Annotated in this window: 12 protein-coding genes; all 12 read right to left on the reverse strand. The window is 70.3% G+C overall.

Translation table 11 applies throughout. The annotated features are described in order from the left end of the window. Positions 1-3: 3 nt before the first annotated feature. The 12 genes from OG558_RS21505 to OG558_RS21560 are packed head-to-tail and all read right to left on the reverse strand — an operon-like array spanning position 4 to position 17,050. A complete protein-coding gene (locus OG558_RS21505) occupies positions 4-1,077 on the reverse strand; it encodes a hypothetical protein (RefSeq protein WP_329474717.1) in 1,074 nt (357 codons plus the stop codon). Then, positions 1,074-2,405 carry a polysaccharide biosynthesis C-terminal domain-containing protein gene (locus OG558_RS21510; RefSeq protein WP_405071849.1) on the reverse strand — a complete coding sequence of 444 codons (1,332 nt, stop codon included), beginning with the start codon at positions 2,403-2,405 and terminating at the stop codon, positions 1,074-1,076. The genes OG558_RS21505 and OG558_RS21510 overlap by 4 nt, the downstream gene beginning before the upstream one ends. After that, positions 2,402-3,694 (reverse strand): O-antigen ligase family protein, encoded by a 1,293-nt coding sequence (locus tag OG558_RS21515; RefSeq protein ID WP_405071850.1) that lies wholly within the window; start codon positions 3,692-3,694, stop codon positions 2,402-2,404. The genes OG558_RS21510 and OG558_RS21515 overlap by 4 nt, the downstream gene beginning before the upstream one ends. Continuing rightward, entirely contained in the window at positions 3,691-4,749 is a 1,059-nt protein-coding gene (locus OG558_RS21520) for a phosphotransferase family protein (protein WP_405071851.1), read from the reverse strand. The genes OG558_RS21515 and OG558_RS21520 overlap by 4 nt, the downstream gene beginning before the upstream one ends. Continuing rightward, positions 4,746-5,180, reverse strand: coding sequence for a hypothetical protein (locus OG558_RS21525; protein ID WP_405071852.1), 435 nt, complete (start codon positions 5,178-5,180; stop codon positions 4,746-4,748). Before OG558_RS21525 ends, OG558_RS21520 begins: the two co-directional genes overlap by 4 nt. Then, complete coding sequence (locus OG558_RS21530; RefSeq protein WP_405071853.1) at positions 5,177-6,337, reverse strand: glycosyltransferase; 1,161 nt, start codon at positions 6,335-6,337, stop codon at positions 5,177-5,179. Before OG558_RS21530 ends, OG558_RS21525 begins: the two co-directional genes overlap by 4 nt. Beyond that, positions 6,337-7,332, reverse strand: a complete 996-nt coding sequence (locus tag OG558_RS21535) for a hypothetical protein (protein ID WP_405071855.1) — start codon at positions 7,330-7,332, stop codon at positions 6,337-6,339. The genes OG558_RS21530 and OG558_RS21535 overlap by 1 nt, the downstream gene beginning before the upstream one ends. Continuing rightward, a complete protein-coding gene (locus OG558_RS21540; protein ID WP_329474724.1) occupies positions 7,329-8,588 on the reverse strand; it encodes a hypothetical protein in 1,260 nt (419 codons plus the stop codon). The genes OG558_RS21535 and OG558_RS21540 overlap by 4 nt, the downstream gene beginning before the upstream one ends. 34 nt (positions 8,589-8,622) lie before the next feature. Then, on the reverse strand, positions 8,623-12,837 hold the full coding sequence (locus OG558_RS21545; RefSeq protein ID WP_405071856.1) for a right-handed parallel beta-helix repeat-containing protein: 4,215 nt from the start codon (positions 12,835-12,837) through the stop codon (positions 8,623-8,625). A 23-nt stretch (positions 12,838-12,860) separates the two neighbouring features. Beyond that, the gene (locus OG558_RS21550; RefSeq protein ID WP_405071857.1) at positions 12,861-14,321 is read right to left on the reverse strand and encodes an RtcB family protein; all 1,461 of its coding nucleotides are present in this window, start codon (positions 14,319-14,321) and stop codon (positions 12,861-12,863) included. Between the two features lie 33 nt (positions 14,322-14,354). Next, a complete protein-coding gene (locus tag OG558_RS21555) occupies positions 14,355-15,830 on the reverse strand; it encodes a polysaccharide biosynthesis protein (RefSeq protein WP_405071859.1) in 1,476 nt (491 codons plus the stop codon). After that, the gene (locus OG558_RS21560; protein ID WP_405071860.1) at positions 15,827-17,050 is read right to left on the reverse strand and encodes a DegT/DnrJ/EryC1/StrS family aminotransferase; all 1,224 of its coding nucleotides are present in this window, start codon (positions 17,048-17,050) and stop codon (positions 15,827-15,829) included. Before OG558_RS21560 ends, OG558_RS21555 begins: the two co-directional genes overlap by 4 nt. Between the last annotated feature and the right edge of the window lie 61 nt (positions 17,051-17,111).

Here is a 17,111-nt window from a genome sequence, read left to right on the forward strand (position 1 = left end):
GGGTTAACCGGTGCCTGCGGCAACGAAGATGGCGGTGAACGCGGTTGCGGCGAGATCGCACTCGCGGTTGTAGCCGGCCGAGTCGCTGGGCATCGTCGACGGCGTCATGTGCGTGATGAGCTGGACCCCACTGCGGTGCCGCTGCACGAGCGACGACCAGAGCGGATTGGCGGACAGGTCCGGTGCGAGCAGGCTGACGGTCCGGCCCTGGTACGGCTGGCGCCAGGTCCAGATGTCGACCGCCTTGGCGCCGGCGCCGACCGGTACGTCGATGTAGGTGGCCGCATCGTCACCGGCCTGACCCGCGGACCCCTGATAGCCGTCGGCATCGGCGAGCGCCTTGCGCGACTGCAGGATCGTCAGCGACTCCCATCCCTGGGCGCGGACGCGGTTCCAGGCATCGGTCTGCGCTTCACGTCGTGTCAGGCCCCACTTGGCGTAGGTGCTGTCCTCCAGCAGTCCGGTGCTGAGGTCCAGCCGGTCGATGAGGCCGGCCCGCAGGTAGCTCTCGACCGCCGCAGCGGTCGCGGCCGGATACTTCGAGCGGACCCGCTGGGCGCACCCTTCCTGGTTCCCTCCGCGCCACGGCAGGCAGCCGAGCTCCGGTACGACGGCGTCCACCAGGATCTGTTTGCCCGGGGCAACCTCTGCCAGTGCGTCCCGGGCCTGGCGGAGGAAGTCCGTGGCCTGCGGGACCGATCCGAGGCCGTCGCCGTACCCGATCTCGTCGGAGATCTTGAAGCCGGCCGTCCCAGGCACCTTGGCCAGTTCGCCGAGGCGGGTGATGGCCTGACGGAACGCGGCGTCTCCCTCGAGCCAACGCGCTACCAGATCGGTCTCCCACCAGACGGCAACGCCGCGGTGATGCAGTGCGTCGGCGAGTGCGACGTACTTGTCGTCCGCCGGGTTGGGCGCCGGACTCACCACCTGCGTCGTACCGGGAGTCGGACGAGGTGGTTGGGACGGGCCGGCCGTATTGGCGAGGCCGGGGGACGCCGAGGGGCCGGGGCCTGCCTGGTTGCCGGAACATCCGGCAATCGACAGCACGAGGCAGATCATCAGCGCGGCGGTTTTCACGGCGTTCCTCCGGAGGTCGCGGCGACAGCCGCTCGGTGCCGGGAGGACGAGGGCTTGCTGAGTCGCAGCAACAAGCCGATCAGGAGTGCGTCCGTCGCCAGGTACGCCGTGGTCGACGCGATGGCGGCACCGAGTGCACCGAAGTGCGGGATGAGGAGTAGATCGAGCGCTACAGTGATGACCAGGCCGACGCCCAGGACCAACGAGTTCAGGCCGGGAGTGCCACGCCCGTAGAGATAGGCGCTCGCGATCCCGGAGCCGCCGGCCAGCACCATCCCGGCGACCAGGACGCGGGCCGGTGTCACGGCGGGGCCGAACGATGCGCCGTACAGGATCCGCATCACCGGCGCGGCCAGCAGCGCGACCGGGACGGCCGCGATCAGCACGCCGATCAGGGCCGGCCGGACCATCCGCCGTGCCACGGTCGCGGCCTCACTCGGTTCGAGTTTGGCCAGCCGTGGATAGAAGACCCAGGTCAACGCCGTCCCGGGAAGTCTGAGCAGTTCGGCGTACTTGGACGCGACCGCATAGGCACCGAGGACGGCCGGTCCGGCCATCGCGCCGAGGACTGCGAAGTCGAGCCGGAGGTTGAGCAGCGTGATCAGTCCGCCGACCTGTCCGCGGAGTCCGTAGGAGGCGACCTGCCGGCCGAGGGCCCGGTCCGGCCGGCCCCACCAGCCTCGCCCGCCGCCGGCGAGGCCGAGGCGCTTCCATCCGAGCCGGCGGCTGACGCGTCGCCAGCCGTCGACCGCGACGGCGACGTCCGCCAGGCCGAGTCCGATGATGATGGCGGCGAGGCCGTGCACGCCGGCGATCAGCGGCAGGACATAGCAGGGGAGGAAGGCGAGTTCCTCGGCCGCGATCACGACGTCGCCGCCATGCCGGTCCTCCAACCCCTGCAGGGATGTCTTGGCCAGCGTCAGCAGCAGTTGGGTCGGCACGGTGGCACCGGCGGCCGCGATCAACCAGACCGGTTCGCTCGGGAAGAAGACCTTGGTGAGCAGCGGCGCCGCGGCCAGCCAGGCGATCGTTCCCAGCAGGGCTCCGGCGGCACCGATCGCCATCAGGGTCGGCCACAGCCGCGGCAGTTCACGCCGCGGCTCGGCGAGGAAGTACGCCAGTGCGCCGGGCAGTCCGAGGACGCACAGCACGCCGACCAGACCAGGGATCATCCGGAGCAGCGCATACTCGCCGACCGCGGCAGGTCCACCGATCCGGGCGACGAGGACCGTGGCGAGAGTCAGTCCGAGCATCGCGAGGAGCCGCGCGGAACAGTTCGCTATCACTGTTCGGATCAGCTCGCCGGAGCGCAGTCGCGGCCGGATCATGAGGCCTTCCTCTGCTCGTCCTGCATGGCCAGCACGAGCGCCGCGACCAGTCCGAGCCAGGTCCACAGATGCCGGAAATGAAGCACCTCGTAGAAGCCGGCCGCCGTGGCCATCACCGGCCCGATGATGGCCAGCAGCCAGGGTCTGGGCACCAGTTCGGCATAGGCCTTCGGCAACGTGCCCACGACCAGCCGGATGCACCGCACCAGGACGGCGACTCCCAGCAGGAGCAGCCCGATCGCACCGATCAGTCCACGCTCGAGCAGCGTCGCCAGGTAGTCGTTGTGGGCCTCCTTCACGTACGGCGCCTGGGTCGCGGCCAGCGTGGCTTTCGTCCTGGCCGGACCGAAGCCGGCGGCGTCGCCCTCGAGGAACAGGTTCGTTCCTTCGCGCACGATCGTGGCGCGTTCATGGCTGGAGTTCCCGCTGCGGCCGAAGGAGTCACGCAGCAGTGGGATACTGCCCGCGGCCTGCTCACGGATCTGCCCGAGGTCGACCCGGGGCATCACGAAGGCGATCATCAGGCCGGCGAGCAACGCGGTGGCGGCGAGCGTGGCCAGGCCCGCCACCGGGCCCTGCCGGCGATACCTGGTCACCGTGAAGGCGAGCACCAGACCGACCAGGAGGGTGAGCATCGCGCCGTTCGAACCGGTGAACCCGATCGCGGTGAGCACCACCAGATAGCCGAGGCGCCGGACTCCCGGCGACCGTGGATGCTGACACGCCGCCATCACGAACAGCGAGATGACCAGATAGTTGCCGGCCAGGTTCGGGTCGCCGAACGTGTACGACGCCCGGACGCCGTCCTTCGCCGAGACGCCGGTGAGCGCGTTGATGCCGACCAGATAGGCAACCGACATCACGGCCGAGTACACGACGGCTGTCCGGCACCAGGCCAGGGTCACCGCGCCCACGATCGCGAGATTGTGCCGGCCGAGCGCCAACGACACCGCCCAGGCGAGCAGCAGCAGATCCTGGATCACCACCAGGGCGGCGCCGACCGGTGCGTCGGTGACGAACGCGGCGAACGCCCCGCCGAGAACGAGGCCGGTGACGCCCGCGATGTAGGGCAGCTTGATCGGCAGTTGCTCACGCACCGCCCAGAGCACGGCCAGCACGATGCAGAGCATGATGCCGAGGTCGGCCGGCGCGGTGTTGCCGGGCCCCGCGGGCACGAGGAACGGGAGCAGGCAGGTGGTCAGTCCCATCATCGCCGCGAGCAGATCGCCGCGGGGGCGCGCCGGGATGCCGATCCCGTCGGTGCGGTCCGCAGTCTCAGTCGTCGTCATCGCGTGGGACCCCCCAGATCGTTCGACAGCGGCCAGTACGGCAGGTCCGCCAGCAGATCGAGATGCGACCCGGCGAACTCGTCGTCGTTGGCGGTTGCTGCGATCTCACCGAGTCCGGCGAGGGCAGCGCCGTACCAGAGAGCCGACGGCAGGCCGACGGCGTCGACGCCGGTCCGTAGGTAGAGGCGCACGAGGTCCGGCAGCCAACCCTCTTCCAGCAGGCCGTACTTGATGCCCGCGCCGAATCCCGTTCGCCTGAGCCCCCGATGCCCGCGCACCGGGTTTCCGGGGCGGGTGTGGCGGTCGATGTAGAGGCAGTAGCTGAGTGCGAACCGGACGAGGTCGCGCAGCGGACAACCTGCCGGGCTGCCGCTCTCCCAGTCGACCACGCCGGTGACCGCGCCGTCGCTGACGAGCAGATTCCCGAACCAGTAGTCGCCGTGGACCATCGTGCGGGCGACGCGGTAGCTCTTCAGTTGGCGATCCGCCGCCCGGAGGCGCACCTGAGCGGCCTCGAGCCGGGGATGGCCGGACCAGCGCTCGCGCACCGCACCGGACATCTCGGCCGCCCAGGTGATGCGGGCTCGCTCGCCCGCTGTCGCGGTCTGGAAGTGCCGCAACCAGCCACCGGCCAGTGCGAAGTCCTCGGCGACCAGCCGCGGCCGGGTGGTGTGCCGCCACCGGTGATACGCGACGCTCATCGGGGTTCCATGCACGACCGTCGACACGAGAGCGGGCAGGCCGTCGCTGTCCAGCGTCTCGAGGTAGCGGGGGACTGTGGGCTCGAGGCCGGCCAGCTCCGCGTCCCGGAGCGCGACCAGCATCCGCGTCTCCCGCGTGATCGCCGAGGCCGCCGCCATGGTGACCGGGATCTTGATGGCGACCGGGCCGGCCGGGCCGTCCACGTAGGTCCCGGCCGGCGGCGTCACGACGAAGGTGCGCTTGGCGTCCGGATCGCGTGAGGTGGCGAGCAGGACGCCCCGGCTGCCCGGCGCGAACAGCAACTCGTGCACCGATCGCGGATGCGGACTGAACGGCCTGGGCAGCTCGGTCATGGTCGCCTCCCGATGACGACACGAGCGGGCGCGCCGGCTCCGGTCCAGCGCCACGGCGCGATCCTGGCCACGCCGAGCAGTGCGGACGCGGGCAGCGCGGTGAGCGCCAGCCCGGGTGGGACGGTGGCGACCGCGGTCCAGAAGTGCCGGACCGCCTCCTCGACATCGTCGATGACGACCATCGGCCGGCCAAGGCTCGGGAGTACGACGAACTCGCGCTCCACCACGACACCGAGTCCGCGCGCCAGTCGCCGGAGGCGGCGCCGGCTGAACGGATGCTGATCCATCAGGACCACCGGCAGCTCAGGGTGTAAGAGCTCTGCCGTCACCGGGCCGGTCCGGATGTCGATCTCGACCGTGCCAGGTGGACACAGCTGCAACCAGGGCGACAGCACCGCCCTGACCTGGTCAGCCGCCGGGGCGCTGCTCACGAGGCCACCAGCTCCGCCCGGCGATGACCGGAGTACACCTGGTCGAGAACCTCGGCCAGCCCTTCCGCGTCAAACGTGCTTCCCGCCGAGATCCGGCCGCGACCCGCCAGCCGGTCGGCCTTGGCCGGGTCGTCCAACAGATCGTCGATCGCATCCGCGAGGAGCTCCGGACGCCCAGGCGGAACCAGTACGCCGCTCTCGCCCGGCACCACGAGATCCGGTACGGAGTTCACCGCCGTCGCGACGACGGGAACGCCGCAGCGCATCGCCTCGACGACCGCGCAGGGCAGCCCCTCGTAGCGGCTCGCCATCGCGAAGACATCGAAGGCAGGCAACAGGCTCGCAACGTCGGATCGCTCGCCGGCGAAGACGAAGCGAGTCGACAGACCCGCGCGGCGAACGAGCTCTGCAGCCTCCCGATCGCCGGGACCGGAACCGATCCAGACGGCCATGGCCTCGATGTGCCGAAGCGCGGCCATCGCGGCGATCAGGTGCTCCGGCGCCTTCTGATAGTCGATCCGTCCGACGGTGCCGACCAGCGGCGTGTCCGGCCCGATGCCGAGCTCGGCGCGTGCTGCCGCCCGCGATGCCGCGGTCTTCGGCACGGTGACCGCTTCCACGACGGGAGCGATCGTCCTGAGCTTCGACGGCGTGGCGAGTCCTCGTCGCAGTGCCTCGGTCGCTACGCCGCTGCCGATCGCCAGCACGGTGTCGGTGATCCGCGCCAGCCGGCGCTCGATCGCGACGTAGGCCCCACGGCGCAACGGATTCTGGAACTCATGGAACGGAAAGCCGTGGTACGTATGGACGATCTGGCCGACCGATGCCCGGTGGGCCGCGAGCCGGCCGAGTGCACCGGCCTTCGCGCTGTGCGTGTGGACGACATCGTACTTGCCACTCACGCACAGTTCGGTCAGCCGGCGTAGCGCTCGGCGGTCGTCGCGAGGCGAGAGCGGGGACACCAGGGACGGTTCGATGAGGACCCGCAGGCCCGCGGCCTCGGCGCGATCGGTCAGCGGCCCGCCTTGCCCGGTGATGATGGTGACGTGGTAGCGGTCAGGGTCGAGCGGCAGGACGCCGCGCAGGGCGACACCGCCCGCACCCGCGATGAACCGGGTGACGATCTGCGCCACCTCGATCCGTTCAGAGCCGGCCATCAGCGCACCCCACCTGTGCGGACACTCGCCAGTGGACGCTTCAGCAACTCGGCCAGTCCGGGGCCAGGCTCGCGCCCGAGCTGCAGTTCGATGCAGGGCAGGCGCTCGGCGAGCGACATGGCGATCTGCTCGACGGGCGGATGCACCGGCCCGCATCCCGTGGCCGACCCGACGACGGCGGCCAGCGACCAGAACCGCCGCAGCTCCCCAGCGGAATAGGTGCCGGCCACGATTCCCCGCGCAGCTTGCTGGGCGGTGAGGGGCCGGATCCGAGGTGTCTCCTCAGTTCCCCTCCTGAGTACGACGATCAGCTCGGGCGGGAGTGATCGGACCCGTTGGGTCCACGCCTGCTCGCGTCGTCCGTGGAATGCGCGCCGGCCGTCACCGGTCAGCAGTCGTAGCGGCTCGGCGACGCCGTACGCCGTGGTTCCATCGCACACCGCGAGGTTGTCGCAGGTTGCGCGGGCGCCGTCGGCCAGCGCCCGCGAGACGAGCGTCGACTTCCCGACGCCGCCCGGGCCGGCCAGCAGGACGACGACGCCTCCGACCTCGACGATCGACACGTGCAAGGGCGCGAACCCCCGCAGCATTGCGAACCACAACGCCGGGTAGTGCAGCAGCACCTGGCCGCGCAGCGCGTGCTGGCGGGCGGGCAGGAGCCGGGCCGCCCCGAGTTCGCGGTACGACGGCCGCCAGCGACTGGTGACTCGCAACCCGTCGACGTCAACGCGCCACCGCTGGTCGAAGCCCGACCCACCGACACTCTCGAGAACGACCTCGCCGCTGTCGTTCGCCCAGGCGCCGCGGGTGACCGGCTCGAATCCACTGGTCCGGAACGGCTCGCGGCTGTCCTCGATCGACAGCACCAAGGCGGCCCGGTCGGCGCTCGCGAGCCTCGCCCGCCCACCCGCAGCGGCGACGATCGAGCGTACGACGTCGTCCGCACCGCGCACTTCGACCCGCTGACCCGCGGTGTCCAGCAGTTCGGAACTCATGACAGCCAGCCGAACCGCCGCCTGGCCGGACCGTGGACGAGGCCCAGCACCGGCCAGCGCACCGCCTTCAGTACGTCGTCGAGATCGTCGAGCCGCCGCAGCAGGACCGTGCCGCTCGACACCACCACGACGCCGGCCGTCATCTCGTCCTGCGGAGTCACCGCCGACAGGCCGGTGAAGCGGACGTCGGAGAAGGGCGCGCCGCCGGCCTCGTCCAACTCGAACAGATGGCTGTTCTCGTCGGGACCGGGTGGTGTGTTCGACGGGCTCTTCAGCTTTCGCGGTGCCAGCGGGGCATGGCCGGACAGTTCGAACAGCAGGTGGCTGACGGTGTCTTCGTCCGGGTCGTCCGCGGGCATCAGGACGACCGCGTCGACGCCTTGCCGGCGGGCGGCGAGCGCCATCGTGTTGCGGAGGGAGGCGAGGTCCTCGGTCGCCTTGCCGAGCACCGGCGCCTCCAACATCCTGGCCAGCGCCCGGATGCCGTTCACGCGCGGCCGCATCGTCTCGAGAACGGTCGCCACGGTCAGGCCGAGGACCAGGCCGAACAGCAGCGCGAGGGCGAGCTGCGGCAGGATCGATGTCTGGACCTGACGGATGTCCGGCTTGTTCCCGACCAGGACGACCCGGTCCCGGTTCGCGTTGTCGACCGCCAGCGTGGCGCGCTGGGCGGTGAGCTGGGAAAGCAACTGGTTCGCCGACTGGATCTGTGCCCCGAGGTCGGCGCGCGCCGTCACGTCCGCGATACCGCGCAACTGTCCGACCAGTTTGTCGCGCTGCGCCGTCGCGGCCGCGATCTGGTCGTCGAGCTTGGCGGTCGAGTCCTGGAAGGAGGATCGGTCGCCGTCGTTCATGAACAGCGCCACCCGGGTGGCCAGCGCCGACACGATCTTCCCGGCGGCGATCGGGTCGTCGTCGGTGACGCTGAGCTCGACGATCGACGACTCACCGAGCCGCTGCGCCGCCACATGCGTGGCGGCGAACTCGTTGACGTCGCGCTGCCCGTCGGCTGCCATCAGCGCCGTCTGCAGCAGGCTGGGCGTGGTCGCGAGGGCCAGCACCCTGCTGCTCATGCCCTCGGCCTCGGTCGCCGACTTCGGCGCGCCCGAGATCACCTGCAGGCGCAGCGAGGCGACGGATGGGTCCGGTCGCTGCGCGGCCAGTATCGCTGCCACCGCGACCGGCAGGAGCATGCACACCAGGATGATCCCCAGGTGGGCCCGCACGATGCGGCGGAACATCTCTTCGATCGTCATCGTCGTACCCTTCGTCCGTTGCCGTGGTGCGTCACTACGTGACCTTCACCTTCTTGGTCGCTGAACTGGACAGACCCACGGTGTCGGTGACGGTCACCTGGACCGTGTACATCCCGGTGGCGCTGTAGGTGCAGGTGGTCGTCGCAGTGGTCTGCGGCGGCTTCGCGGCACCGACGCCGCAGCTGAACTGGTAGGTGGCGATCGGCGATTTGTCGACGCTCGTGGAGCCGGACGCGTCCGCAGTGATCGGCAGGCCCCGGCCGACGGTCGTCTTCGACAGCGTCAGGCTCGCCGTCGGTGCCACATCGGCGAGGATCTTGACCTTGGTCGTGGCACGGCTGGTGAGACCATCGGTGTCCCGCACCGTCACCGCGGTGGTGAAGGTGCCGGCGTTCTGGTAGGTGCAGGTCGTGGTCGCCGTCGTCAGCGCCCCAGTCGTCTGACCGTTGCCGCAGTCGAAGGTGTAGCTGACCAGCGGCCTGCCGTCGGCGTCGGACGACGTGGACGCATCCAGCACCACTTGCTGCGGCCGGTAGGCCTGGCTCGGGGTGGCGGTGAGCCGCGCGGTGGGCAGACCGTTCGGCTTCACGACGATCGCCGGGCCGGTCCAGGTGTCGCTGACGCCGGCCGAGTCCGTCACCGTGACCGTCGGTGTGAAGGTTCCGGCCGCCGGGTAGTGGCACACCCCGCTGGGCTGCGTCAGTACGGTCCCGTTGCCGCAGACGATCTGGTACGACGTGATCGGAGCACCGAGTCCCGCGCTGGCCGACGCGTCCACCGTGACGTCCAACGGCGCGAACCCGGTCGTGGGAGTCACCGTGGCCACAGCGGCCGGGCCGGCGAACTCGTAGGCACCGAGGTCGGCGTACGTGATCGGGCCGACGCCCGTGTTCGCCACGGCCGGATGGTCGGACGGCGCCTTGCCGTCCTTGTCCGGGGAGGTCCAGCCCACGGTCGCGGTGTCGGCGGTGTCGATCGCCGGTGACGTGCTGCCGAGGTGGAGGTTCCGGGCGGTCAGGTCCTTGAAGCCCGGGTTCGCCGCCCGGCCCGCGGCTTCCTGCCCACTGACCGTCTGGAAGCCGGCCAGCGTCGGATACGGCTGGGACGCCCACTCGAACAGCGGTCCGCCCGAGGTCTGGAAGACGAGATCCCGGTTCAGCGTGGTCCCCGCGCTGGACGACTCGTCGACCCGGATCTCGCCGATCGTGCGGGTGCTTCCGACCGCGTTGTCCATCGCCACGTTGTCGCGGCTGACGGCGCCGCTCGACCCGCCCTCGAAGTTGATCCCGGCGGTCGCGTTGCGGACCACCGTGTTGGAGATGACGATCGAGCCCGGCGCGTTCGAGTTGTCGATGCCGTGGTCGTTGTTGTCGTAGACGACGTTGCGGCGGATCGTCGTACCGGTGGAGCCGGTGTAGGCCTCGATGCCGGAGTCGTCGTTGCCGTAGGCAAGGTTGTTCTCGACCAGCACCTGCTGGGACGCCGAGCTGACGTCGATACCGGTGGCGACCCGGGCGCCGAGGCGCTTGTTCGCGTAGGTGGTGACACCGGCCACGGTGACCCGGGTGCTGCCCTGCACGCTCACGCCGTGGAAGTTGTTGTCGTGCGTGATCGAGGAGCGCAGTGCGGAGTCGGTCGAGCTGAAGAACCTGACTCCGATCGAGACGTTCGCCGCGGCCTGGATCCCGTCCGCGGTGACGTTGCTCGAGGCATCGACCGTGACGCCCTGGGCGCCGGACTGGGCCACGTCGAGCGTGCTCAGGGCGGTGCGCTGGACCCGGTCCAGGTAGACGCCGGTCAGGTTGGTCTGCCGGACCGTGAAGCCGGTGACGCTGACGTCGGTGACCTGGCGGAGCAGGATCCCGAAGCTGCGGGCGCCGGCCGAGATCGTGTGTCCGGCCGCGGGGTTGGTTCCACCGGTGTCGACGTACAGGGTCGCCGTCGGTGTGTCGTAGAACCAGCTGCCCGAGGTGGTCGTGGTCGCGCTTGCTGCCTTGGCCAGCGGTTGCCCGTCCAGGAACACCTGGGCCGGAACCGGGGTGAAGGCGTGCTTCCAGGCGGTCGTCGTGGTCGTGGTCCAGCCCGCGGCGTCGGAGACGTCGTTGGTGCCGAGGATCACTGCGGACGGCGTGGTCGCGCGCAGCGTGATCGGCGCGCCTGCTTCGCCGCTGGACGTGATCTGGACCTGTTCGCGGTACTGACCCGGACCGACCAGGGCGGTGTCGCCGGCGAGCAGTTTGCGGGTGGCCGCACCGATGGTGCAGAACGGTGTCGCCGTGGTGCCGGGACCGGTGTCGCTGCAGGCCGGGTTGGTCTGCTCGACCGAGTAGGTCTGCAGAGTCCTAGTGCTCACGACCTCCTGTCCCGTGGCGGTGTCGGTCAAACCAGCGCCGTCCTTGACGGTGACGGTGACGGCGTACGTGCCTGGAGCGGAGTAGGCGTGGACGGCCGTCGCGCCGGCCTGTGGGCCCACGATGGTGCCGTCACCGAAGTCGAAGGTGTACGACGCGATGCCGATGGTGTCGGCGTCACTGGAGCCACTCGCGTCGGCGGTGACCGGGGTTGCCGGCGGCGTGGTCACGGCGGCCGGATCGACCACCACAGTCGCGTGCGGTGCGTAGTCCGTCGTGCCGGCGACGGGCTGGAACTCCAGGGCTCCGCGGTCGGCGTACGCCGGGCTGCCACTGCCCGTGTCGGGCACGATCGGGTCGTCGGCGAGCGCGTTGCCGGCGGGGTCGGTCGCGGCGAAGCCGGTCGCCGCGGAGTTGGCAGCGTCGACCGCGGCCGAGCCGCCGGTCAGCCGGAAGTCGGCGGACCCGGCGTCGGCGAAGTCGGGATCCACGGACTGGCCGTGGCTCTCCTGGCCGGTCGCGGTGGCGAACGCGGCGAGCGTCTTGTAGATCGTCCCGTTCACCTTGGTGGACGGCGCGATGCCGTGGTTGAACGCGGTGTCGTAGTCGGCGGCGAAGCCGGAGAACGAGCCGGCGTCGACGTACAGGTCGTACTCGGTCGCGGTCGTGCCGTTGTCGACCAGCAGGTTGTTGGTCACGGTCGCGCCGGTCGAGTTGCCCTCGACGGAGATCCCGTCCCGCCGGTTCCCGTACGACGTGTTGTTGACGTACCGGACCCCGGTCGACGTCAGCGTGTCGAAGCCGTGGTCGCCGTTCCCGTACGAGATGTTGCGGACCACCAGCGCCCGGTGCGAGGAGCTGTACACCTGGATCCCGCTGTCCTGGTTCTGGTAGGTGACGTTCCCGCTGATGGTGTTGTCCGGCGAGCTGGTGTCGATGTCGATCCCGACCGCGGTGGCGTTCGGGTTCACCGAGGTGTTCGCGTACGTCGTGTTGCCTGTGATCAGGTTGTTCGTCGACGTGGACAGACCGATGCCGTGCAGGCCGTTGTGGTGGCTGCTGGATCCGGTCACGGTGACGCCGCTCGAGGCGGACAGCCGGATACCGGTCGACAGCGAGTTGTCCACGGCGGCCGCGCGGATGGTGATGGAGCTGTTCGGGCAGGTGTCGACCAGGATGCCGTTGCTCGCCGACTGCGACGCGGTCACGTGGTCGACGGTGATCGCCGAGGACGACAGCAACCGGACGCCGGCCAGGTTCGGCCGGTTCAGCGAGAGGTTGCTGATGACAACGTTCTGCCGGCTGCTCGTGGTGACGCCGAAGGACTGCGCGCCGGCCTCGATCAGGTGACCGTCACCGGGGTTGGCGCCGCCGGTGTCGACGTACAGGACCTTCGCGGTGGCGTCGTAGAACCAGCTGTTCGGCGTGGTCGTGGTGGCCGAGGTCGCGGCCGCCAGCCGCTGGTCGTCGAGGAACACCTGGCGCGGCACCGACGGCGGCGCGTACGGCGTGCTCCACGCGCTGGTGCTGGTCGCGGTCCACAGCGCCGCGCCGCCGAGGGCCCGGGTGCCGAGGACGACGACACCCGGCCCGTCACCGGTGACGGTGATCGGGTCGGTGGCCGTGCCGGAGGCGTTGACCGTGACCTGCTCGCGATAGGTGCCGGGGGCAACATGGACGGTGTCGCCGGCTACGATCGCCTTCTTGGTCCCCGCCGAGATCGTGCAGAACGGGACGGCCTGGGTGCCGGCGCCGGTGTCGCTGCAGGTGGCCGCCGTGTTGTCCACGTAGTACCCGGTGCCGGCCGCCGCAGCGGAGGTGCTGGTGGCCACCACCAGGCTGGAGGAGGCGAGAACGATTGCCGTCCCCCCCGCCAGCCTCTTGAGCCGCTTGTTCATGATCTCTCCCGCTCTTGCAACCGTCAGTGGAGTACCGCGATAGGCCGCATCCGGGCGACTGGCTTGACCAGGCCGTTGCGGACGAGAACGTCGAGGGCGGCGTCCACGCCGCGGTCGTCGAAGTGCCAGGCGTCGGTGGGAGCACCGTCGTCATACCGGAAGCGACGCGTCCGGCGATGGAGTGGGTCGGTGCCCGAGATGCCACGGGTCACCAGGTCGGACACGACGGTGCCCGCGCCGTGGCAGGCGGAGTACAGGCTGGTGGCCGCCCGGTCGCCGGCCACCGCGAGGTAGCTCGACGTGCGGTGCGTACCCGGCAGCAGGACCGCCTGGCCGGTATCCGCGAAGGTGGTTCCGGGCGTCATCAGCTCCGCCGGGAAGGCCCGGCAGGAGTTGTGGCGGTGGACGACGCCCGTACCGGCACCGACCGGCTCCTCGTAGATGCTGTTGTGGGGTGAATCCACGACAAGCCGGCCGGTGGCGCCACCGAAGGATTCCGCCGCGATGCGCCGGAGGGCGGCGTACGTCGCCGTCCGGAAGGCGAATCCGTAGTTCATCGCGGCGGCGGTGGCGAGCATCAGCCGCTGGCCCTCGTCACTGGCCAGGGCCAGTGGCGTGCAGCCATCGGTGAAGTACAGACTGAGCCGTGCCTTGAGTTGCTGGAACGACCGGGCGGAGCGCAGGTGGAACCAGGGCTTCAGCGCCGCGTTGACCGCCTTGATCTGGCGCGGGTAGTCCTTGCGCCGGAAGAAGAGCCGCCCGATCTCGCCGGTGAAGACCCCGCCGCCACCGTGATACTGGATGGTCAGCTGGCCCTCGGTGACGCCGAGCTTGGCCGCCCGGTCCGGGTCGAGGATCTCCTCGACCCGCTGCAGTTCGACGAAGTGGTTGGACGGACCAACGGTGCCGAAGCGGTACCGGGCCAGCTGGAGGGCGACGCCGGGGAGCTCGGACCGCAGCCGGTCGATCCCGCCGTACCGCTCGAGGTCGATCCGGCCGCCCTCCTCGATCCGTTCGAGGTCGTCGGCCGGGGCGTCCCAGCGGTCGACGCTGAACTCGGAGCCGTCCCGGACCGCCTTGACCACCTCTTGCCCGGTGAGCTCGCGGGTGCCGCGGGTCGGGTACGGGTACCGCTGCCGGACCGCGCGCATGAACACGTCGACGGCCTTGTCGTCGGGGACCTCGGTGTCGACCGCGATCAGTGCCATGCCGCAGTTCACCGACGAGCTGGTCAGGTCCGGCCGAATGGTTCCGCTGGTCGCGACGGCGACGCTGGACGGCAGTTCCATCTTCGACTTGTGGTGGAAGTCGGGCAGGACGACGGGTGGAGCGGCCAGGTCCGCGCCCTCGACCCGATGGCCGAGCGCGGTGATCGTCGCTCGGTCAGCCGGTAACAAGCGGCTGTCATCGAAGACCGTCGGGGGCTGGGTGACGGTGCCGTCGAGGACGCGGACGTCCAGTGGTGGCCTGGCCTCAGTGGTCATGCTGTGCTCGCAGTCGTCGTCGGAACGTGTCGGTCAGAAGTCGTCCGGGTACGGTGACCCGGCCGAGACGAGCCCGGGGGACGGGCTGTACTCGGGCACGAGCCGGCGCAGGTGCCGGAACACCTCGTCGGCGCGGTTGTGGGCGGCCGCGTCGTACAGCTCGTGCAGGCCGGCCCGGAAGCCGGCGGCGGCCTGCGGCGGCCGCGTCATCGAGATCCGCGGGTGGTCGGTCGGCAACGCTTCCTCACCGGCGCCGAACAGCTCCTCGGTGAGCTTCTCGCCGGGCCGCAGCCCGGTGTACTTGAAGGCCACGTCGCGGATGTTCAGCAGGCTGGCGAAGTTCTGCACCAGGTCGACGATCCGGACCGGCTCGCCCATGTCGAGCACGTACGTCGCCGAGCCGTCGGACATCCGGACCGCCTCGAGCACCAGGCCGACGGCCTCCTCGATGGTCATGAAGAACCGGCTCACGTCGGGGTGTGTGACCGTCACCGGAGAGCCGCTGGCGAGCTGGTCCCGGACCACGTGCAGGAGCGAACCGCGACTCCCGAGCACGTTGCCGAACCGGACCGCCGTCAGCACCGTCGACGATGGCTGCTGCGCGTCCAGGACGAGCTCGGCCAGCCGTTTGGTCGCCCCGAGCACCGATGTCGGATTGGCCGCCTTGTCGGTCGAGATCAGCACGAACCGCTCGACGTCGTGGGCCATGGCCGCCTCGACCAGGTTCTCGGTGCCGCGCACGTTCGACTTCACGCCTTCGCAGGGATGCCGCTCGAGCACCGGCAGATGTTTGAGCGCGGCGGCATGGAAGACGATCTGTGGCCGGTGGTCGCGGAACAGCTGGAACAACCGCTCGGAGTCGCGGATGTCGGCGACGACCGTGTTCTCGGTGTCCAGCAACGCCTCGCCCCACAGCTCCAGCTGGGTCCGGTGCAGGTTCGACTCGTCGTGGTCGAGCATGATCAGTTCGGCCGGGCCGAACCCGTGCACCTGCCGGCAGAGCTCACTGCCGATCGAGCCGCCCGCGCCGGTGACCAGGACCCGCTTGCCGGCGATCGCCTCGGCCGCGTGGCGGCTGACGACATGCATCTCCGGACGGCCGATCAGCGGGCCCACCTGCAGGGCGCGCATGTCGGTGCCGGCGATCTGTCGCTGCAGAGCGGACAAGAAGGGTGGGAGATGCAACACGGTCACGCCCTGGGCGGCGGCCCGCAACCCGAGCTGCCTCACCTCGTGCGAGGGCATCGACGGAATGGCGACGACGACCACGTCCACCCGGTAGCGCTCGAGCACCTGCTCGAGGTCGGCCAGGGTGCCGAGGACCCGGCGGCCTCCGTACCGCCGGCCTTGTTTGGCGCTGTCGTCGTCGAGGAACCCCACCGGCTGCAGCCCGAACGAGCTGACCCGGTGCAGGTCGCGGGACAGCGCGAGGCCGGCCTCGCCGGCCCCGAGCACGATGGCCCGCAGCAGGTTCGCCTGGCGCGGGTGTAGCAGCAGAGGCTGACTCATTCCGTTCCCTTTCCGGAGATTCCCTGGTGGGCGATGTCGGCGATCGCGGTGCAGACAGCGTCGACCTGGTCGTCTGTCAGCCGGGGATAGATCGGGAGGGACAGCAGTTGGCCGAACAGCACGTCCGCCCCGGACAGTCCGGCGGGCGGGACCAGGGCGGCCTGGCTGAAGTACGCCAGTTGGTGGACCGGGATGAAATGCACGGAGGTTCCGATCGCGCGCTCGGAGAGCCCGGCGATCACCTCGTCGCGATCGATGCCGCCCTTGAGCTGCACCCGGATCGGGTACAGATGCCAGGCGTGGGTGCCGTGCTCAGGATCCGGACGGTGCGGCAGCCGGATGCCGGGAAGTCCGGCCAGCTGCTCGTCGTACCGGGCCGCGATCTGCGTACGGCGGCGTTGCCAGGACGCGAGGTGGGTGAGTTGCGCCCGTCCCATCGCTGCCTGGATGTCGGTCATGTTGGCCTTCAGGCCCGCATCGGCGACGTTGTAACGCCAGCTCCCGCCCGGGAGATACCGTCGCCAGGCGTCGGCCGTCATGCCGTGCAGGCGAGCTTTGCGCAACCACTCCGCACGGGCCGGGTCGTCGGTGGTGACCATGCCGCCTTCGCCCAGCGGCAGGTTCTTGGTGGCGTAGAAGCTGAAGCAGGTGGCGCCGCAACCGCTGCCGATCGGCGTGCGGCCGGCGTACGTCCCGAGTCCGTGCGCCGCATCGACAACCACCCGGTCGAGCGGCAGCCCGGCGGCCTCGGCCAGTGCCGGCACATCGGCGAGGTCGCCGGCCCAGTGGACGACGGTCAGCGCGGCAGGCCGGCCGAACGCCCGTACGGCGTTGCGCACGGTCGCCGGAGTCGGCATCCCGGTCCTCGGGTCGACGTCGACCAGAACGGGCTGATGTCCCGCGTGGACGATCGCCTGGACGGCGCCGCAGAACGTCATCGTCGAGCTCAGCACCAGTGAGCCGCTCGGCAGTCCGAGCGACCGCAGCGCGAGCTCGATCCCTTGTGTGCAAGAGGAAACGCCGACGGCGAACTCCGCGCCGACAGCGGTCGCGAACTCCGTCTCGAACGCGGCCACCTCACGGCCGGTGGTCACCCAACCGGACTGCAGGACGCGCAGCGCGGCGGCCTGCGCCTCCGCGGTGATGTAACAGTCCGCGAACGGTACGGCGACCTCGTCGGCCGGTACGGCGCGCGGCACAGCGTTGATTCGGGTTGTCATCCCGATGCCCCCTCAGTGCCCCCCTCAGGGCCTCCTGATTTCCATCGACGCTACGGGCCGT

Origin of the sequence: Kribbella sp. NBC_01510 (assembly GCF_045040325.1) — a bacterium.
Taxonomy (GTDB): Bacteria; Actinomycetota; Actinomycetes; order Propionibacteriales; family Kribbellaceae; genus Kribbella.